This window comes from Paraburkholderia phytofirmans PsJN (assembly GCF_000020125.1).
Classification (GTDB): Bacteria; Pseudomonadota; Gammaproteobacteria; order Burkholderiales; family Burkholderiaceae; genus Paraburkholderia; species Paraburkholderia phytofirmans.
In genome coordinates this window covers 2188361-2207934 of record NC_010676.1, presented here as the reverse complement: position 1 = coordinate 2207934, position 19574 = coordinate 2188361, and the positions used below count along the sequence as shown (strand labels likewise).

18 protein-coding genes and 1 pseudogene are annotated in these 19574 nt (G+C 63.9%); 12 read left to right on the top strand and 7 right to left on the bottom strand.

What is annotated here, in order from left to right; translation table 11 throughout:
• Nucleotides 1–15: 15 nt before the first annotated feature.
• Nucleotides 16–1428: a DUF2252 domain-containing protein gene (locus tag BPHYT_RS29660; protein WP_012427821.1), complete on the top strand. Its 1413-nt coding sequence runs from the start codon at nucleotides 16–18 to the stop codon at nucleotides 1426–1428.
• A 78-nt stretch (nucleotides 1429–1506) separates the two neighbouring features.
• On the opposite strand, the gene BPHYT_RS29655 is transcribed toward BPHYT_RS29660, so the two are convergent.
• Nucleotides 1507–2364, bottom strand: a complete 858-nt coding sequence (locus tag BPHYT_RS29655; RefSeq protein ID WP_012427820.1) for a polysaccharide deacetylase family protein — start codon at nucleotides 2362–2364, stop codon at nucleotides 1507–1509.
• A 219-nt stretch (nucleotides 2365–2583) separates the two neighbouring features.
• Between BPHYT_RS29655 and BPHYT_RS29650 the strand changes: the two genes are divergently transcribed.
• From BPHYT_RS29650 to BPHYT_RS29620, 7 genes and pseudogenes are all read left to right on the top strand, one after another.
• Entirely contained in the window at nucleotides 2584–3348 is a 765-nt protein-coding gene (locus BPHYT_RS29650) for an SDR family oxidoreductase (protein ID WP_012427819.1), read from the top strand.
• Between the two features lie 77 nt (nucleotides 3349–3425).
• Nucleotides 3426–3650 (top strand): oxidoreductase-like domain-containing protein, encoded by a 225-nt coding sequence (locus BPHYT_RS29645; protein WP_012427818.1) that lies wholly within the window; start codon nucleotides 3426–3428, stop codon nucleotides 3648–3650.
• Between the two features lie 52 nt (nucleotides 3651–3702).
• On the top strand, nucleotides 3703–4572 hold the full coding sequence (locus BPHYT_RS29640; RefSeq protein ID WP_041759737.1) for an NAD-dependent protein deacetylase: 870 nt from the start codon (nucleotides 3703–3705) through the stop codon (nucleotides 4570–4572).
• Nucleotides 4573–4600: 28 nt separating this feature from the next.
• Nucleotides 4601–5207, top strand: a pseudogene (locus BPHYT_RS29635) (pyridoxamine 5'-phosphate oxidase family protein).
• A 25-nt stretch (nucleotides 5208–5232) separates the two neighbouring features.
• Complete coding sequence (locus tag BPHYT_RS29630) at nucleotides 5233–5865, top strand: DUF938 domain-containing protein (RefSeq protein WP_012427816.1); 633 nt, start codon at nucleotides 5233–5235, stop codon at nucleotides 5863–5865.
• 178 nt (nucleotides 5866–6043) lie between these two features.
• Nucleotides 6044–7453, top strand: coding sequence for an NADP-dependent phosphogluconate dehydrogenase (gene gndA, locus BPHYT_RS29625; RefSeq protein WP_012427815.1), 1410 nt, complete (start codon nucleotides 6044–6046; stop codon nucleotides 7451–7453).
• 267 nt (nucleotides 7454–7720) lie between these two features.
• Nucleotides 7721–8038, top strand: a complete 318-nt coding sequence (locus BPHYT_RS29620) for a DUF4148 domain-containing protein (RefSeq protein WP_012427814.1) — start codon at nucleotides 7721–7723, stop codon at nucleotides 8036–8038.
• 294 nt (nucleotides 8039–8332) lie between these two features.
• Here BPHYT_RS29620 and BPHYT_RS29615 read toward each other — a convergent pair whose 3' ends face one another.
• A complete protein-coding gene (locus BPHYT_RS29615; RefSeq protein WP_012427813.1) occupies nucleotides 8333–8653 on the bottom strand; it encodes a hypothetical protein in 321 nt (106 codons plus the stop codon).
• Nucleotides 8654–8904: 251 nt separating this feature from the next.
• Between BPHYT_RS29615 and BPHYT_RS29610 the strand changes: the two genes are divergently transcribed.
• The 3 genes from BPHYT_RS29610 (at nucleotide 8905) to ltaE (ending at nucleotide 11313) form a co-directional block, all read left to right on the top strand.
• A complete protein-coding gene (locus tag BPHYT_RS29610) occupies nucleotides 8905–9216 on the top strand; it encodes a cupin domain-containing protein (protein ID WP_012427812.1) in 312 nt (103 codons plus the stop codon).
• Between the two features lie 155 nt (nucleotides 9217–9371).
• Complete coding sequence (locus BPHYT_RS29605; RefSeq protein WP_012427811.1) at nucleotides 9372–10157, top strand: peptidoglycan DD-metalloendopeptidase family protein; 786 nt, start codon at nucleotides 9372–9374, stop codon at nucleotides 10155–10157.
• Between the two features lie 148 nt (nucleotides 10158–10305).
• Nucleotides 10306–11313, top strand: coding sequence for a low-specificity L-threonine aldolase (ltaE, locus tag BPHYT_RS29600; RefSeq protein ID WP_012427810.1), 1008 nt, complete (start codon nucleotides 10306–10308; stop codon nucleotides 11311–11313).
• A 127-nt stretch (nucleotides 11314–11440) separates the two neighbouring features.
• Here the strand turns inward: ltaE and BPHYT_RS29595 are convergent, their stop codons facing one another.
• The gene (locus tag BPHYT_RS29595) at nucleotides 11441–12808 is read right to left on the bottom strand and encodes an MFS transporter (RefSeq protein ID WP_012427809.1); all 1368 of its coding nucleotides are present in this window, start codon (nucleotides 12806–12808) and stop codon (nucleotides 11441–11443) included.
• A 748-nt stretch (nucleotides 12809–13556) separates the two neighbouring features.
• Between BPHYT_RS29595 and BPHYT_RS29590 the strand changes: the two genes are divergently transcribed.
• Nucleotides 13557–16010, top strand: coding sequence for a glycogen/starch/alpha-glucan phosphorylase (locus BPHYT_RS29590; protein WP_012427808.1), 2454 nt, complete (start codon nucleotides 13557–13559; stop codon nucleotides 16008–16010).
• Between the two features lie 103 nt (nucleotides 16011–16113).
• On the opposite strand, the gene BPHYT_RS29585 is transcribed toward BPHYT_RS29590, so the two are convergent.
• The 4 genes from BPHYT_RS29585 to BPHYT_RS29570 form a co-directional block, all read right to left on the bottom strand.
• Nucleotides 16114–17205 carry a hypothetical protein gene (locus BPHYT_RS29585; RefSeq protein ID WP_012427807.1) on the bottom strand — a complete coding sequence of 364 codons (1092 nt, stop codon included), beginning with the start codon at nucleotides 17203–17205 and terminating at the stop codon, nucleotides 16114–16116.
• Nucleotides 17206–17458: 253 nt separating this feature from the next.
• A complete protein-coding gene (locus BPHYT_RS29580) occupies nucleotides 17459–17827 on the bottom strand; it encodes a hypothetical protein (RefSeq protein WP_012427806.1) in 369 nt (122 codons plus the stop codon).
• Nucleotides 17828–18002: 175 nt separating this feature from the next.
• Nucleotides 18003–18392 (bottom strand): DUF6232 family protein, encoded by a 390-nt coding sequence (locus BPHYT_RS29575; RefSeq protein ID WP_041759735.1) that lies wholly within the window; start codon nucleotides 18390–18392, stop codon nucleotides 18003–18005.
• Nucleotides 18393–18682: 290 nt separating this feature from the next.
• Complete coding sequence (locus BPHYT_RS29570; RefSeq protein WP_012427804.1) at nucleotides 18683–19558, bottom strand: glutamate/aspartate ABC transporter substrate-binding protein; 876 nt, start codon at nucleotides 19556–19558, stop codon at nucleotides 18683–18685.
• Nucleotides 19559–19574 lie beyond the last annotated feature (16 nt).

Genomic DNA, 19574 nt, shown 5'->3' with positions numbered 1-19574 from the left:
AAAACGGAGAAGAGCATGAAAGCCAGCACCATCGCCGAACGGGAGGCCCGCGGCCGTGCCGCTCGCGAGCATTCGAAACGTTCGAGCCACAAGGCGGTAGGCGAACTGCATCGCAACCCGATCGAGTTGCTCAAGCAGAGCAGCGAGGATCGGGTGCACAACCTCGTGCCGCTGCGCTATGGGCGCATGGCCGTCTCGCCGTTCACGTTTTTTCGCGGCACCGCCATCCTGCAGGCGCACGATCTCAGCCAGGTGCGTGACTCCGGCCTGACCATGCCGATCTGCGGCGACGGCCATCTGATGAATTTCGGTGGTTTCGCCACGCCCGAGCGGCAACTCGTCTTCGATCTGAACGATTTCGACGAGGTGTCGGTCGGGCCGTTCGAGTGGGATCTGAAGCGTTTGACCGCGAGCCTCGTCGTCGCCGCGCGCCATATGCGCCTGAGCCGGGGCGCGGCGGAAAATCTCGTGATGACGGCGGTCACCGAATACCGCGATCGCATGTCGCAGTATGCGCAATGCGGCGCGCTCGAACTCTGGTACGACCGCATCACCTTCGACCGCATGGCGGAAACCGCGCTGACGCCCGAAGGCCGCCGCGCCGTGCGGCGCGGCATGGAAAAGGCCGCGAGCCGGACGCACGAAAACCTGCTCGAGAAAATGGCGGAGCGCCACGGCGAACACTGGACGATTCGCGACGCGCCGCCGGCGCTATTCCATGTGCTCGGTGCCAACACGCTGTTCACCAAGGAAGAGACCGAAGCGTTCAGAACCGGCAGCTCGCGCAAGATGCTCGAGCGCATGTGGGGCGAGTATCTGAAGACGATGTCGCATGACCGGCGGGAACTGCTCAGTCATTTCACCGTGCAGGATACCGTTTTCAAGGTGGTGGGTGTGGGCAGCGTCGGCACGCGCTGCATGGTGGTGCTGATGGTCGATCACATGGGTAAGCCGCTGTTCCTGCAAATGAAGGAAGCGCGGCCTTCGGTGATCGCGCGGTTCTACAAGTCGCAGGGCAACAAGCACGAGGGGGAACGGGTCGTGCAGGGACAGCGCATGCTGCAGGCCGCGAGCGATATCTTCCTCGGCTGGGCGACGGGGCCGCTCGGGCGGCATTTCTATTTCCGTCAGCTGCGCGACATGAAGCTCTCGGCGAACATCGAGTTGTTCGACGTCGATCTGCTGGAAGGCTATGCGCGGCTATGCGGCTGGATCATGGCGCGCGCGCATGCCAAGGCGAGCGGGCAGGCCATCGAAGTCAGCGCGTATATCGGCCGTGGCGACCAGTTCGCGGAAGCGCTCACCGGTTATGCGGCGGCCTACGCGGATCAGGTGGAGCGCGATTACGACGTGTTCCTGAAGGCGTGCCGCAGTGGCGAACTCGAAGCGCGCACCGACGAAGACATGGCGGCGGATTTCCGCATGTAGTAGTGGTGCTCGCATTCTTTGCTCCGCGATGAACTGCGCGCGAACCGCGTGGCCTGTGTACGTACGCGGCTATGCGCGTCAGTTGTCCACGCGCGCTTCGCGCAGCGTCACGAAACGCAGATGCCGTTGCCGCGCCGCGTCGATCACGCGCGGCAGCACCGCGAGGATCAAGGGCGTGCCTTCGGCCGTAAGGGCGGCGTTGCCGTCGTGCAGCAGCAGAATGTCGCGTGGCGCGAGGCCGTCCAGCAGTCGCCGCGCGACCACCTGAGGATCGCGCTCACGCGTGTCGTAACCGCGCCTAGTCCATGCCGCGAGCCGCAGATCGAGCTTGCGCAAGACTGGTTCGAGAAAGATATTGCGCAGCCCGGCCGGCGCGCGGAAGAACATTGGCCGTTCGCCGCTCAGGGCTTCGAGCGTGCATTGCGCCGCGTCGATTTCGCGCGTGAGGGCGCCCGGCAACGTCACGGAAAACGTGTGGACGTGAACCTGCGAATGGTTTTCGAGCGCATGCCCGCGCGCGACGATGTCGCGAGCGAGTTCCGGATAACGCTGCGCCATCGCGCCGATGCAGAAGAACGTGGCGCGCACGCCGAAGGTGTCGAGCAGGTCCAGCACTTGCGGCGTGACGGCCGGATCGGGACCGTCGTCGATGGTCAGCGCGATCGCGTCGGCATTGCGCGCGTGGGCCGGCAGGCGGGTCCAGTTCGGACCGAGCAGCGAAGTGCGCGGCAACAGGCCGGCCACGGTGAAAATGGCGTGATTCACAAAAATCGCGGCAACCCACCAGGGCCATGCGGCGGGCGCGATCAGCCATCCTGCCAGCACGATGACATGCCATGCAGCGGTGGCGGTGAGCATCGCGGGATAGCCGGTTTGCGGCCAGCGGCGTGACGGCGCGCCGTGGACGCCATGCGGCGGCGTGGAAAGTTGTTTCATAAAGCGTGCTTCCTGTCTTCCTTCCTCCTTCCTGGGAAGGGCTTGAATCGCGCGCGCGGCGCGCAACGGCAAACGATACCATTGATGCGCGCCGCGACGCTTGCGCGGGCAGGAATGGCAAATAATGAAAGCGCGCCGAAAGACGTTGCGGTCGCGACGGCGTGCTTCGCGTGCAGACTCTTTGCACCGTGCATCAACTGAACTATGAGGGGACGTGACGTGACGGATACGGGAATCAAGAAGGTGGCGCTGGTAACGGGCGCGGGTAGCGGGATCGGCCGCGCGTGTGCGCTCAAGCTGCTGGAACACGGTTATAGCGTCGTGCTGGCCGGCCGTCGTCAGGCGCCGCTCGACGACGTCGTTCGAGAAGCGCAGCAACTCGGCGGCGACGCGCTCGCGGTGGCGTGCGACGTCACGAACGCCGATAGCGTCAGCGCGTTGTTCGAGACGATCCGCGCGCGCCGCGGCCGGCTCGACGTGCTGTTCAACAACGCGGGCCGCAACGGTTCGCCCGTCGATATCGACGAACTCGATATCGACGAATGGCGCTCGGTGGTCGACACCAATCTCACTGGCGTCTTTCTATGCACGCGCGCGGCCTTCGGTCTGATGAAAACGCAGAATCCGCGCGGCGGGCGCATCATCAATAACGGTTCCATCTCGGCGCATGCGCCGCGGCCGAACAGCATTGCCTATACCGCCACCAAGCACGCTATCACCGGACTCACGAAAGCCGTGTCGCTGGATGGTCGCAAATACGACATCGTGTGCGGGCAGATCGACATCGGCAATGCCGCGACGGAAATGGCCGAACGCATGGCGCGCGGCGTACCGCAGGCGAACGGCGAGATCGCGGTCGAGCCGCTGATGGACGTTCAGCACGTGGCGGACGCCGTGCTGCACATGGCCGAACTGCCGCTGTCGGTGAACGTGCAGTTCATGACGATCATGGCGAGCAAGATGCCGTTCGTCGGCCGGGGCTGACGGTCTCGCGCGAACAGCAGGCGGCGCGGGATCAACTTATACTGTTCGCTTCCCGCCTTGATGGAACGCGATTCGCCGTGCCCCGAGCCACACCGAAGGACGACCCGCAGCCGGTGCCGCCCGTGCAGCCCGATCTCGACGACTGTTGTCATAGCGGCTGCAGTCCGTGTGTATTCGATCTCTACGACGAAGCGCTCGAACGCTATCGAGCCGCGCTGACCGAGTGGCAAGTACGGCAGGCGCAGCATAAGGCGGCAGCGCAGACGGCAACGCGGCAGACCAAGCCGCGTTCGCACCGCTGAACGCGTTCCCGATGTTGCCTCGCGACCGCCGCAGCCTTTCACCATGCCCGTCATGACCGACCTTCAGCCCGCGCCTCTCGAACCCCTGACCGACTCACACACGCTGGACGACCTGCATCGCTTCGTGCAGCGTTATCCGCGGCTGTTCGTGCTGACCGGCGCGGGCATCAGCACCGACTCCGGCATTCCCGGCTATCGCGACGACAACGGCGAATGGAAGCGCTCGCCGCCCATCACGGTGCAGGAGTTTCTCGGCACGCTCGCCATGCGCCAGCGCTACTGGGCGCGCAGCATGGTCGGCTGGCCGGTGGTGGCGCACGCGCAGCCCAACGCCGCGCATACCGCGCTGGCGCGGCTCGAAGCGGCCGGCCACGTGCCGACGCTGGTGACGCAGAACGTGGATGGCCTGCATCAGCGCGCGGGCAGCCGAGAGGTGATCGAACTGCATGGCGGCATAGACGGTGTGACGTGTCTGGATTGCGGCATGCAGCACTCGCGCGCGTCGATCCAGCAGACGCTTGAAGCGGACAATCCCGCGCTTGTCGACGTGACCGCCGAAACCGCCGCCGATGGCGACGCGCATCTCGAGTGGCACGATCTCGGCGGCTTCCGCATCCCGTCGTGCTCGAACTGCGGCGGCTTGTTGAAACCCGCGGTGGTGTTCTTCGGCGAAAGCGTGCCGAAGGAGCGTGTGGAGGCGGCCTCGCACGCGCTCGACGTGGCTGACGCCGTGCTGGTGGTCGGCTCGTCGCTGATGGTTTATTCCGGCTATCGTTTTTGCGTGTGGGCGCAGAAGCAGGGCAAGCCGGTCGTCGCGATCAATCTCGGGCGCACGCGCGCCGATCCGCTGTTGTCGCTGAAAGTCACGGCGCCTTGCGCGGAGACGCTGACCGCGCTGGCCGGCCGGCTGGCGCTGGATTGAACGGCCACACCGAAAAAAGGAACGCCCGATGTTGACGACGATCGCCCAGCTCGAAGCCCTCTACGGTCAACCGCATGAGCGCGCCGTGCGCAAAGAGATTGCCTATATCAACGAGGACTACCGTGCGTTCATCGAAGTCGCGCCCATTCGCCGTGCTCGCCACGTCCGGCCCGGAAGGCCTCGACTGTTCGCCGCGCGGCGACGCGCCGGGCTTCGTGCGCATCGTCGACGATCGCACACTCGCGCTGCCGGACCGGCTCGGCAACAATCGGCTCGACAGTTTGCGCAATATCATCGTCGAGCCGAGGCTGGCGCTGCTATTCATCATTCCCGGCGTGGGCGAAAGTTTGCGCGTGAACGGCCGCGGCCGTATTACCGACGACCCGCAATGGCTGGACAGTTTCGCCGTCGAAGGTAAACTGCCGCGCACCGTGCTGCTGATCGACGTGGATAGCGTCTACTTTCACTGGTCGAAAGCGTTGGTGCGCTCGAAACTGTGGGACCCGGCGCATCACGTCGAACGTTCGCGGCTGCCGAGCGCGGGCGAGATTCATCGGCGTATCAATGGCGCGCAGTTCGACGCGGCGACCTATGATCGCGAACTCGCCGAACGCGTGCGCACGACCCTGTACTGAAACCGAAGCAGAACCAAAGCCGACCATGACCGATTCCCAACTGGCGCTGCGGCAACGTTCGCCATCCGCCGAACGCAACCGCGAACCGATCCTCGCGGTGTTGCGCGCGGCGCTGCCGGCAAACGGCCGCGTGCTCGAAATCGCGAGCGGCACCGGCCAGCACGCGATCTGGTTCGCCCGCGCGATGCCCGGACTCGACTGGCAACCGAGCGACGCCGATGCCGGCGCGCGCGATTCGATTGCCGCGTGGGTCGCGCACGAAGGTCTCACGAACGTGCGCACGCCGCTCGCGCTCGACGTGCATCAGCCGGACTGGGGCGTTGACACGCTCGACGCCGTGGTGTGCATCAACATGATCCACATCTCGCCGTGGAGCGCGGCGCAGGCGCTGTTCGCGGGCGCGGGGCGCCGTCTCGTCGACGGCGGTGTCCTGTACCTGTACGGCCCATACAAACGCGGCGGAGCGCATACTTCTCCGAGCAACGATGCCTTCGATCAGCAGTTGCGCGGCCGCGATCCGGAATGGGGTGTGCGCGACATGGAGGAGGTGGTGGCGTTGGGCGCGTCGGTCGGACTGGTATGCGAGGAGCCCATCGCGATGCCCGCCAACAATTTCAGTCTGGTGTTCAGGAAACGCGCGGACGCGACGCGAGTCTGACGCCCGCTAAATGCGGTTAACCGCCGGTTAACGGCCGGTTCGCCGCGATGTAAAACGCCGCCCGTTGCCCGCTAACGAGCGGCAAGCTGGCATTTCTTTTATTCTTTCACCCTCGACGTTGCGCCGACGTTCTTTCCGGCGCGGCGCTACGACATTTTTTGGACTCTGGAGAATTCACATGGGCAAACAGGCAATCGGCGTGGTGGGGCTGGCGGTCATGGGCCGCAATCTGGCGCTCAACATCGAGAGCCGCGGCCACGCGGTGTCGGTGTACAACCGTAGCCGCGAGAAAACCGACGAACTCATCGCCGAATATCCGGACAAGAAGCTGGTGCCGGCTTTCACGCTGGAAGAATTCGTGGAGTCGCTGGAAAAGCCGCGCCGCATTCTGCTGATGGTGAAAGCAGGCGAAGGCACCGACGCCACCATCAACCAGTTGAAACCACTGCTGGACAAGGGCGACATTCTGATCGACGGCGGCAACACGCATTTCACCGACACCATCCGCCGCAATCAGGATCTCGCGAAGTCCGGACTGCACTTTATCGGCACGGGCGTGTCGGGCGGTGAGGAAGGCGCGCTGAAAGGTCCGTCGATCATGCCGGGCGGCCAGCGCGACGCGTACGACCTCGTGGCCCCGATCCTCACTGAAATCGCCGCGAAGGCGCCGGACGGCGAGCCGTGCGTCGCCTACATGGGACCGGACGGCGCGGGCCACTTCGTGAAGATGGTGCACAACGGCATCGAGTACGGCGACATGCAGTTGATCGCGGAAAGCTACGCGGTGCTCAAGCAGGTGGTCGGGTTGTCGAACGAAGAACTCGGCAAGGTCTATACCGAGTGGAATCAGGGCGAGCTGGACAGCTACCTGATCGAAATCACCTCGAAGATTTTCGGCAAGAAAGATGACGAGACCGGCAAGGATCTGGTCGACGTGATTCTCGATCGCGCCGCGCAAAAGGGCACCGGCAAGTGGACCAGCCAGAACGCGCTCGACCTCGGCGCGCCGCTGCCGCTGATCACCGAGGCTGTGTTCGCGCGCGTGCTGTCGTCGCTGAAAACCCAGCGCGTGGCCGCGAGCAAAGTGCTGGAAGGCCCGGCGGCCAAGCCGCTCGGCGTCGAGCGCGACGCCTTCATCGAATCGGTGCGCCGTGCGCTCTATTTCAGCAAGGTGATCTCGTACGCGCAGGGCTTCGCGCAACTGCGCGCGGCGTCGGAAGAGTACAAGTGGGATCTGGATTACGGCACGATCGCGAAGATTTTCCGCGCCGGCTGTATCATCCGCGCCCGCTTCCTGCAAAAGATTACGGACGCTTATACGAAGGACAAGGCGATCGCCAATCTGCTGCTCGATCCGTATTTCCGCGACATCGCCAAGAATTATCAGGCGGCGTTGCGCGAAGTCGTGGTGGCCGCGGTCAATGCGGGCGTGCCGGTGCCGGCTTTCGCATCGGCGATCGCGTACTTCGACGCGTATCGTTCGGAGCGTCTGCCGGCAAACCTGGTGCAGGCGCAGCGCGATTTCTTCGGCGCGCATACGTTCGAGCGCATCGACAAGCCGGGCAGCTTCCACGCGAACTGGAGCTGAGCGTTTGAATCGCGGCCCGGCGCGCCCTTGTAGCGAGGCGCGCCGGGCCGCAAAAGCGCTTCAAATTCACGACGGTCAATTATTGCTGAAAGCCGGCAGCCAGATACGGCTTCGAGACAACCCGTCTGCTACTGTTGCGAAATTCGAAATAGAGTTTCGTCGTTTTAGGGGTTTCCCCTAGGTGTCGACCCTCCTAAACTTCTACTTAAGCGCTACGGAACAACTACTCCGCAGCGAATTACAAAACAAGTTCTGGAGGTTTACATCATGAAGGCTCTTATCTCTGCAGTCGTAGTCGCCGCCGCTCTGGCCGCTCCTGTCGCTTCGTTTGCTCAATCGAATCAGCCGGTTACGCGCGCTCAAGTTCGCGCTGAACTGGTTCAACTGGAAAAGGCCGGCTACAACCCGATCGGCGATCAGGTCAACTACCCGGCTAACATCCAGGCCGCGCAAGCACGCGTCGATGCGCAAAACGGCACCGCTCAAGCTGTGAACAGCGGTTACGGCGCACCGATCGCCGGCAGCTCGCAAGCTGGCCGTCCGGTGACCGGCAACGACCGCAACTCGGTCTACTTCGGCAACTAATTTGCGCCGAAGCTGAGGGAAACGCCGCCTGACTGTGGGACGGCAAGCAAATCGAAACGCCGTCCGGGTTGCCGGGCGGCGTTTGTCGTTTACGGCGCGGTTGGCGAATCGGTATCCGAGCTGGTGCCGGCGCGTGCTCGTCAACGCGCAGTTTTGACTGGACGAACCGGCATTGGCGACGCGAAACCGGCGGGCCGAGTGGTGAGTAAGAACGTGGCGCACCGAAGGCGCTGCGGGGCGGCCGCCGAAAAAGGCGCGGAGGATATTGCCCGGATCCAATCCGCCAGTGCAGCCCTAATGCAACGAGCGATGCCGGCGGCCTATTTCATCGAACAGTGCGCGGCTGGGTTCGAGGGCAAGCAGCCAGGATTCATCGTAGCCGCTCAGATTGTCGAGTGCCTCGCGCAGCCGCTCGATCGCCAGCGCGGGAATCTCGACGCTCGCCTCCACGCCGCTCGACAATCCTGCAATGCTGGCCAGTTGGATGAGGGCGTCCGCGGCTTCGGCCACGTCGGCGGCGAATACGAGATGCGTGTTCAGCAACTCGACCAGACCGGGCGATGCCGCGACATCGTCGACGTTGAGTTGTACGGCCAGAAATGTGGCTTTGTTCATTCTCAACTCCCTCGCAGAATTCAGACGTTTTACTTTCGGCGCGTCGGGGCGGCAAGAACGAGTATAGGCGAGTGCCTCGTGTATTCAATGCTCACACAAATTGCCGCGCGTTCCGCCGGCGGCAAGCATGCCGTCCCAGCGCACCTATAATGGGGCCAGCCGGAAACCGGTTCGCGCGAGTTCTGGCCACCCGCCGCGCCCGACGGATCGTCCGCCATGCCGGCGCCGTCTTTCTCAACTGCCTCGTGACGATGAAGATCATTCGCAGCAAGAATTTCACCGCGACGCGCGCCTGGGGCGCGCTCGATATCGCCAACATGGGCGGCATCACGACGCGCCTGCATTGGACCGATCAGCCTTATAAGTGGCATGTCAACGACGGCGAGGAAGTGTTCGCCGTGCTCGATGGCCGCGTCGAGATGCGTTATCGCGAAGGCGGCGTCGAGCAGTCGGCCATTCTGGAGACGGGTGATGTGTTCTACGCTTCGGTCGGCACCGAGCATGTGGCTCATCCGATCGGCGCGGCGCGCATTCTGGTGGTCGAGGCGGAAGGGAGCGTCTGAATTCTGGCGGACGGCTGGTGCCATGCCGGCGCGGTTCCCACCACGCACGACGGCATAATGGATAACCGCTGCCACGCCCTCGAGACGAGCGGCACGGCAAATGCTACCGCATCGGTTGAATCCGATTGATCGAACAAAGTGTCGAGGAAAATCAAATGACAAGACCATGGCAATTGACGGGGACCCGGTTGCTGGCAGTGGCCGCGCTCAGCGTGATATTCGGCGGTTGTACGAGCATGCCGTGGGAGAGCACGCCGTTTTACAGCAGCACACCTTCCCGACCGACCACGCTCAGCACGGTGCCGGTTCCCGCCGGTTTTTACCGGGTCAATCCGGGCGATACGATCGGCGGGATTGCATCGGCATATGGCCGCAAGCCGCAGGAGATCGCCGCGTGGAACGGACTTGCGGCCAACGCCGCCGTCACGCCGGGACAAGTGCTGCGAGTCTCTCCGCCGATGGCCTCGGGCAGCGTCGTGACGCCGCCGGTCGCCGTCGGGCCGAACGGTTCCGCCACGCCCGGGGTGCCCGGCGTGCCCGGCGCGCCCACGGCAGCGGCCGGACCGCAGCAGGGCGTATTGCAATGGCCGCTGCGTGGGCCGGTGCTGAAAGCCTTCGCGCCGGGTAGATCGAACGGCATCGTGATCGGCGGCCGGGCGGGCGATCCGGTCAAGGCGGCCGCCACCGGCCGCGTGGTGTACGCCGGTACGGGTATCGAGGCGTACGGCCCGCTCATCATCATCAAGCACGACGACTCGCTGATCACCGCCTACGGGCAGAACAGCACGCTGCTCGTCAAGGAAGGCGACGCGGTCGCGCAGGGGCAAACCATCGGCGAAGTCGGAGTGGATAGCCGCGGGGTAGCGTCGATCCAGTTCGAGGTCCGCCAGAACGGTCAGCCGGTCGATCCGCTCGCGTGGCTGCCCAAGTCGGGTGGGTGAGCTTCTTTTGATCGCGATTTCAGCGCCCCGTTAATTGAATATACTGTGTGGCTAAAATGCCGGCGCCGTTGCCGCCCGTCGATACCGGCGGTGCGGTGCGTCGACCGGCTGGCATAGGCTGTCATTCACAGACGCACAGGGACACACAATGATCGATTTGCGCAGCGATACCGTAACCCGTCCGACTCCGGCGATGCTCGCGGCCATGTCGGCCGCCCAAGTCGGCGACGACGTCTGGGGCGACGACCCCACCGTGTTGCGTCTGCAGGCCACCTTGGCCGAACGCACCGGCAAGGAAGCAGGCCTGTTCTTCCCGAGCGGCACGCAAAGCAATCTGGCGGCGTTGATGGCCCATTGCGCGCGCGGCGACGAATACATCGTCGGCCAGTTGGCGCACACGTATAAATATGAAGGCGGTGGCGCGGCGGTGCTAGGCAGCATCCAGCCGCAGCCGCTCGAAAATGCCGCGGACGGCTCGATCCCGCTGGAGAAGATCGCCGCGGCGATCAAGCCCATCGACAACCATTTCGCGCGCACGCGGCTGCTGGCGCTGGAAAACACCATCGGCGGCAAGGTGCTGCCGGCGGGGTATGTCGCCGAGGCGGTGCAGCTTGCGCGTCAGCACGGCCTGTCGGCTCACCTCGACGGCGCACGGGTTTATAACGCTGCAGTGGCATCCGGCAAGCCGGTTGCGGCATTGTGCGAGCCGTTCGATTCGGTCTCGGTCTGTTTTTCGAAGGGACTGGGCGCGCCGGTCGGTTCGGTGCTGGTCGGCAGCCGGGCGCTCATCGACGTGGCGCACCGCTGGCGCAAGGTGCTGGGCGGCGGCATGCGCCAGGCCGGCGTGCTGGCGGCGGCTTGCCTGTATGCGCTGGATCACAACGTCGAGCGCCTCGCCGACGACCACGCGCACGCCGCGCATCTGGCGGCGGGTCTGGAAGCTATCGATCAGGTCAAGGTGCAGTCGGTCGCTACCAACATGGTGTTCGCGCAGTTTCCGCAGCAACATTGCGCGCCGCTCGAAGCATGGCTCAAGGAGCGCGGCATTCTCACGCAGATGCTGTACGCGTCGCGATTCGTGACGCATAAGGACGTGTCGCGTGGGGATATCGACACGTTTATCGCAACAGTGAAGGGGTATTTCGCGGCGCGGTAAAGCGGAACGCCGAACGCACAACGCCAAGCGGCTGCGACCAACGCCGCAAAGCAAGGCACCAGCAAAAATCGGCAACCTGGCAGCAAACCAAAGCGGACGCACTGTCACCCCAGCGCGCCCGCTTTTTTCATTTCACCGATGCCTTCGCATGCACGCCTGACCGATGCGACGGCGCCAGCAACCTGAGCCCGCTCGCGAGGCTCGCCGCGCCCGCAAAGAAGGCGCCGGTGCTCAGCGCCAGCGTCGGCCCATGCCGGCCCGCAATCCCGAAACTCAGTGCGACCAGCGCCGCGCCGGTGGTTTGCCCAAGCAGTCGCGCAGTCGCGACGATGCCGCTTGCGCCACCGCTGCGCTCCGGCGGCGCGCTTGCCATCAACGCCTTCAGATTCGGCGACTGGAAAAACCCGAAGCCCGCGCCGCAAACCGCCATGCGAATGCCGATGTCGACCACGTGCGGATGCACCGGCAGGAGCGCCAGCGAAGCCATTCCCGCCGACATCACCGCGAGACCGATCGCGCCAAGCAGTCCGGGCGGATAGCGGTCGGACAAGCTGCCCGCCAGCGGCGCGGCCAGCGCGACCACCACGGGCCACGGCGTCATCAGAAAGCCGGTCTCGACCTGGCTGCGATGCAGTACATCCTCGAAGTAGAACGGCAGCGAGACGAACGCCAGCCCTTGCGCGGCGAACGAGCACACGACCGTGACCGCCGACAACGCGAACACCGGCCGCTTGAACAGATCGACGGGCAGCATCGGCGCAGGATGGCCCGCTTCGCGCCGAATCAACAGGAAACCGAAGACCAGCGCAATCGCCGCCGCGCTCAGTACCAGTTGTGTCGACGCGCGCTGGGCCGCCTCGCCGAGTGCGAAGATCAACGCGGCGAAGGTGATGACGTTCAGGAGCGCCGCGACCGGATCGAAGTTGTGCTTGCCGCGTTCGGTGTACGGCAACGCCGGCCAGGCGAAGCCCAAGGCCAGCAGACCGAGCGGCACATTGACCGCGAACAGCCACGGCCACGCGGCCACCGACAGAATCAGCGACGCCACCGTCGGTCCGACCGCGAACGACACACCGACTATCAGCGCGTTGGTGCCGAGGCCGCGTCCGAGCCGGTGCGGCGGATACAGATAGCGGATCAGCGCGGTATTCACGCTCATGATCGCGCTCGCGCCGAGGCCTTGCAGCACGCGCGCGGCGGCCAGCAGCGGCAGCGTCGAGGCCAGCGAGCACGCCAGCGACGCCAGCGTGAAGAGCGCAATCCCGCCGATATAGATCCGCCGATGCCCAACGATATCGCCGAGCGCGGCGAGCGGCAGTAGCGTCGCGACCATCGCGAGCTGATACGCATTGATGATCCACACCGATGCCGCCGGCGCCGCATGCAGGTCGGCGGCGATGGCGGGCAGCGCGGTATTGGCGATGGCGGTGTCGAGCGTGGCGAGCGCGACGGCGAGCATGATCGCGGCCATCGCGCGGCGGTTGGCGGCGGACATTGGGACGTCCGCGGGAAAAGGGTGGGCGGCGGGGTGGGCGGCGCTGGGTTTGTCGGACAAGGCGGTGGCTCGTCGGGTTGAGCATGCCCGCGCGCAGCCGGGCGAGTCGAGGCACGCGGCGCGCGAGTGGCAGAAGTTGCGGGACGTGAGACGCGCATGGCCTGAATCCAGCGTTCGAAGCATTTCGGGCGGCTGCGCGGCGAATGTAGCGATTGTTACAGAGACGCGGAAAACGTGCTGGGACCCGGGCGGGGAAGGGCGCCAACTAAGCTGTCTATAATGCAACTAACGGTCAAGCCCGCCCGCGCTCCGCGAACTGACCCGCGCTCGTGTTGTCACACGCCATTCCGGCATAACCGCTTGGCAGACGAGGCCCTCTGATTTGACCACGCATCAAGCCACCCGCTCATTCATCCGCGCGTCACGCGGCGAAAAAATAATGGCGTTGCCTTCCATCCAGCGGGCATTGGGTATTTCGCAATCGTTTGCCTGTTTTGCGCAGCCGATGCACGCGCGCAGTGCCGCGCACACATGGCTTGCACCTCGCGTGGGCGAAAACGTGCGAAAAAACGCCGCCCCTGCTGATGTCGGCGGGCATGGCATGTGCGTAACCAGGCGTTCGCGCCCGCCGATGTCCGGTGGCCTTAAAATGTCCTACTCTGTTTCTTAACCCGCCTGACCGGCTCGCGCCTCCCGCCCGTCATCTGTGCGGTCCGCGTATGTCGCGTCTTTTTTCCCGGAGGCTTCGATGACAGCCGTCGATCTGGAATTCGACCAGCTCAACAGTACCGTCGACGCGCTACGGCGCTCAATTTCCAATCGCATGATGTACGGTGTCGGCAAGGACGCCGTCACCGCGCATCCGCATGACTGGCTGCACGCCGCGGCGCTCGCCGTGCGCGACCGGCTGGTCGCGCGCTGGATGAAGACCACGCGCCTGCAATACGAACAGGACGTGAAACGCGTCTACTACCTGTCGATGGAGTTCCTGATCGGCCGGACCTTTACGAACGCCTTGCTCGCGCTGGGCATCCACGATCAGATGAAGGAAGCGCTGGCGAGCCTGGGCGTGGATATGGATGCGCTGACCGATATCGAGCCGGACGCCGCGCTCGGCAACGGCGGCCTCGGCCGGCTCGCGGCCTGCTTTCTCGATTCGATGGCGACGCTCGGCATTCCGGGCTTCGGCTACGGCATCCGCTATGAATACGGCATGTTCCGTCAGCAGATCGTCAATGGCGAGCAGGTCGAAGCGCCGGACTACTGGCTGCGCGCGGGCAATCCATGGGAGTTTCCGCGGCCCGAAGTCACTTACATGGTTCACTTCGGCGGCCGCACGGTGCAGCGCGGCGAACATGTGGAATGGATCGACACTCAGCACGTGAACGCCACCGCGTACGACACCGTCATTCCGGGTTACGCGACCGACGCGACCAACACGCTGCGCCTATGGTCGGCGCGTGCCGCCGAGGAGCTCGACCTCGGCGCGTTCAATCGTGGTGACTACCGCAATGCGGTCGACACCAAGAACATGTCGGAGAACGTCTCACGTCTGCTGTATCCGGACGACTCGACGCCGGCCGGCCGCGAACTGCGCTTGCGCCAGGAGTACTTTTTCGTCTCGGCGACCATGCAGGATCTGATTCGCCGCTATCAGCGCACGCACAGCACGTTCGGGCGCTTCTCCGAAAAAGTGGCGGTGCATCTGAACGATACGCACCCCGTGCTGGCGATTCCCGAACTGATGCGTTTGCTGGTGGACGTCCACCATCTGCAGTGGGACAAGGCGTGGAAGCATGTGACGCAGATCTTCTCGTACACGAACCACACGCTGATGCCCGAGGCGCTCGAAACGTGGGACGTCGAGTTGCTTGCGCGGCTGTTGCCGCGCCATCTCGAGATCATCTTCGAGATCAATGCGCAGTTTCTCAAGCACGTGAGCGAGCAATCAGGGCACGACGCCGAGATGATCCGCCGCATTTCGCTCGTCGACGAATACGGGCAGCGGCGCGTGCGGATGGCGTATCTGGCGATCGTTGCGAGCCACAAGGTGAACGGCGTGTCGAAGCTGCACTCGCAGTTGATGACACGCGATATCTTCGCGGACTTCGCGCGCGTCTTTCCGGACCGCTTCACCAATGTCACCAATGGCATTACCCCGCGCCGCTGGCTCGCGCAGGCAAGCCCGTCGCTGTCCTCGCTGATCGATCAGCAGATTGGCAAACATTGGCGCAGCAATCTGTTCGAACTGGAACAGCTGCGCAACCTGCGCACGGACAGCGGCTTTATCGAGGCCTTCCGTGAAGCAAAGCGGCAGAACAAACTGCGGCTCGTGCACCGTCTCGCGCATCACACCAAACTGCATTTCGATCCGGACGCGCTGTTCGATCTGCAGGTCAAGCGCATTCACGAATACAAGCGGCAACTGCTCAACGTGCTGCATGTGATCGTGCGCTACAACCAGATTCGCGCAAATCCCGAACGCGACTGGGTGCCGCGCGTGGTGATGTTCGCCGGCAAGGCCGCGTCCGCGTATCGGATGGCGAAGACCATCATCAAACTGATCGGCGACGTGAGCGAGAAGGTCAATCACGATCCGCTGGTGGGCGACCGTCTGAAAGTGGTGTTCGTGCCGAACTACGGCGTGAGCGTGGCGGAGTTGATCATTCCGGCCGCGGATCTGTCGGAGCAGATTTCGATGGCCGGCACGGAAGCATCGGGCACCGGCAACATGAAACTCGCGCTCAACGGCGCGTTGACGATCGGCACGATGGACGGCGCGAATATCGAAATCTGCGACGCGGTGGGCCGCGAGAACATCTTCATCTTCGGCCATACCGCCGACGAAGTGGACAACCTGCGCGCCACCGGCTACCGGCCGCGGCAAATCTACGAAGAGAATGCGGAACTGCGCACGGCGCTCGACCAGATTCGCACGGGCTTCTTCTCGCCGGACGATCCGCTGCGCTTCTCGGATATTTTCCACACGCTGGTCGACTGGGGCGATCACTACATGGTGCTCGCCGATTTCGCCGCGTTCGCCAAGGCGCAAGACGAAGTGGACGCGCGCTTCGTCGACAAGCGTGCATGGACGGAAAGCGCGATCGAGAATGTGGCGGGCATGGGGCAGTTTTCGTCGGATCGCACGATCGGCGAATATGCACGCAACATCTGGCATGTGAATCCGCTGAATATCGAATAGCGGAACGGTTGCTCCGTTTCAGCTTCACGTAGAAGTAGACGTGCAAAGGCCGTGCGATGGCTGGTGAATCGCACGGCCTTTTCATTGACTGATGCCGCAACGGTTATTGCGCGAACTTCTCGACCTCGTTCGCGGCGCGCAGGCCAAGCTGGCCGTGCGGGAAGTCGAACAGCACGTCGATATTCTGCATGCCCATCAGGCCGATCACGATGCGGTCTGCGCCCGGCTTCGCCTTGACGATCGTCACTTGCGCGCCTTCATAGCGATGCACCCATTTGCCGGTGCCGAGCGCCGCGTTGTAGTTGCCTTGATTGAGCACCTTGCCGACTTCGTCGTCGCCGGTCCAGTTCGGCGCCTTGTCCATTTCAATGCGAATCATGTCGGTGCTGGCCGTGGCGAACACCAGCGGCGCGCAAAAAGTCATCTTGTCGCCGACGTTGACGCAACCTCTCGGCCACTGAGCCGTGCCGTCTTGCAAGACGGTCATCGGCGCCATCGTGTAGTCCTTCGTAAGCGCGCTCGACGGACTCAGCACGAAGTAAGGTTTCGCAAAGTTCGCGTGCACCAGATAGCGCTGGCCGATATTGCCGGGCAACGCACGCAGCGGTTGCGTGCAGCAGGTGTCGTCCGGTTGCGCCGCGCCGATGCCGAGCAGACCCGAGAAGGCCCAGCCGAATTCGCCGGTGTAGCCGTCCATGCCTACGCAGCGCCGGGCGTTGGGTTGGCAGTTCACCAATTCGACGGCTTGCGCGTCGACCTGCGCCGGCTTTGTGCCCGCGAGACTCATCGGCAGTTTGACGGCCGGGCCGGCGACTTGTGCACCATTTGCCAACGGTAGCGAACTCACCGGACCGGCGTTCGGATAATTCGTAGCCGGCAGCACCGACTTCAGCACGCGCACGCCCTGCGTGCCCGTGTCCAATGCGACATACACCGCCTTGCCGTCAAGCTGGATCGGCAGGCCGAGGCGCGCATGACCCGCGTCGACGTGCTCCAGTTGCAACGGAATCAGCAGGCCGTCCTGGCCGCCGTTGATCAGTGAGGCAGCCGGCGCGGGCGGCGTGGGCGTGGGAAAGGTCACGGCGCAGCCGCTGAGCGCGGCGAGCGCACCGGTCACGACAAGCGTGGCCGCGCTGGAACGACGCCGGCTGATGCGCAAATGCCGGCGTGCGGCATCGAGGAACGACAGGAACATAGATCACACGCTTTGCAAAGGGCGCGTCCCTGACGAAGGCGAGGCATTGCAAGCGGCGAGGCGGACAGCGCGAGCGGCAATCGCGCTGGATTGGCCGCCGCGTAATCGATAAAACCGGGTCGCTTGCGAACCTGCGGGAGGGAACACGCGATAACTGGAGCGGCGACTCTACATGGCCGCTCGAGTGCATCTGCAAAGATGTGTAAAGACACGGGCGCGGCCGGCAACCGGCTCGTGCAAGTGTCGATCTGCATCAATAGTCGCGCGGACGCCGGATCACAGTAGATTGCGCGCGGCCGAGCGTGGCGCGATCGAGTTTGACGGTCAGCAGGCCGATCACGTCTTCGAGCGTGCGCGAGGTGACTTCGACGCGGAATGTCACGCGCTCGCGTTGCTGGTCGATGGTGACGACATAAAGACGCAGGTCGTCGCCGAGCGCGGCATGCAACGCGCGCCGTCCGTTGGCCGACGACGTGCCGGGCACGGTGACGTCGATAATGACGAGCGGCACGACGACATGCGTGCGGCGCGGCAGCCGCGGCGCTTGTGGCGTGCGCTGGGTGCGCGAGGTGCGCGAAGTGCGAGTGAGGGGAAGATCGGGCGTAGCGGCGGACGTGTGCATAGGGTTGCGCCGACCCGGTGGGCAGCGCGCGTTGTTGACACCCATTCACTCTAGCGACGCGCGTCTCAAGGACGCGCAAAAGCTGCCGCGCGGCGAATCAAAATGGTGTTAACGCGCCCCGTGCGTGTGGCGTGCTATCGCGGCAACTAGCACCTGAAAGTTGCGAACCGCGTTGTCAAACCTTCGGCGCCGCGGCTGTGGCCTTCGCCTCATTCACGGCGACGGCCACGCGTTCGACGAACTCGCGATCGACGCTCATCAGCGCTTCGCGATCGCCGTTCGCCGTCTGCACCATCAGACGATGCGTGATGTCCTGGGTCAGCCAGGTGAGCCAGCCGACCACGGCCAGCATCGTGCCGCACACGATGCCTACCGGCGAGCGCCATATCGCGCCGACAATAACGCCGGCGATGCCGAGCAGCGAAAGCGTGACCGGCAAGACCTTGTTTTTCGGCACGGTGACGACACGCACGTCCACGATCTCGCGCAGCGGAAAGACCTGGCCGGCGGACGAGAGTGCGTTGCGCGTGACCGACACGCCGCGATCATTGAAGGGTGTTTCCATCGAGTCGAATGCAAGCGGTGGCAAAGGGCGCAGCGTACCAGACTTCGAATGCCTGAAGTGACGGGACCTTTCGCCGGCTGACAGGCTGCGCGCGATCACCATCCATGCCGTGCGGACGAACAGCGCGCGGAGCTTGCTCGAGAAATCACGGCACAATGCGAAGAAGCTCCTGATGAACATGAGTTCGCCAGGCACCTGGACCCGCCGGATGTTCGGCCGTGAAGCACGATGCGCGAGCCCTCGCCACACTCAGCCGGGATATCGTCGGCGGGATCGGCCCGCCGCCGGTCTCAATCAAACGCCCTGTCGTTCGGCGTTGCGTACAACTTCTCCAGTGCCTCGCTCATGGGGAAATCGAAGTTGATGCCTTTGGGCGGCACCGGCTTCAGGAACCACTTGTCGTACAGGGTTTTGATCTCACTGCCTTTCATGACCCGAACCATTGCATCGTCAACCAGCCTCTTGAACTCCGGGTCATCCTTGCGAAGCATGAAGCCATACGCTTCGGACGACTGAGGCGCTCCCACAATGACCCAGTCGGCGGGCTTGGCCGTCAGCGAGCGCGCGCCCGCAAGCAGCACGTCGTCCATCATGTACGCGACCGCTCGGCCGGTTTCGAGCGTGACACGGCCTTCGCCGTAATCCTTAGCGCTGATGATCTGCATGTTCATCTTTTTCTCCTCGTTCATTTTCCTGAGGAGACGCTCCGACGTGGTTCCCTGGTTGGTCACCACGGTCTTGCCGGCCAAGTCAGTGAAGTCCTTGATGCCTGAGTCCTTGCGCGTCAGAAGACGCGTCGTGGCAACGAAGAACGTGTCGGAAAACGCGACCTGATTTTGCCGGGAGGTCAGATTCGTCGTCACCCCGCATTCCAGGTCGACGGTGCCGTTCTGAACCAGCGGGATGCGGTTCTGCGAAGTAACCGGTATGAAGCGGACGTGCAGATCGGGGTGGCCGGTTTTCGCCTTCACCGCATCGATGATCCTGTTGCAAATGTCCTGGGAAAATCCGATCACCTGGTTATTCGTATCAACGTACGAAAACGGTACAGACGTTTCGCGATGACCGATCGAAATCGAATTGCCGCTGCGGATTTTTGCCAGGGTCGACTGTGTCTCCTGGGCCGAAGCGCTGGTCGAAACAACGGCAAAAGTCGCGAGGGCCATCAGCAGCCTGTGTTTC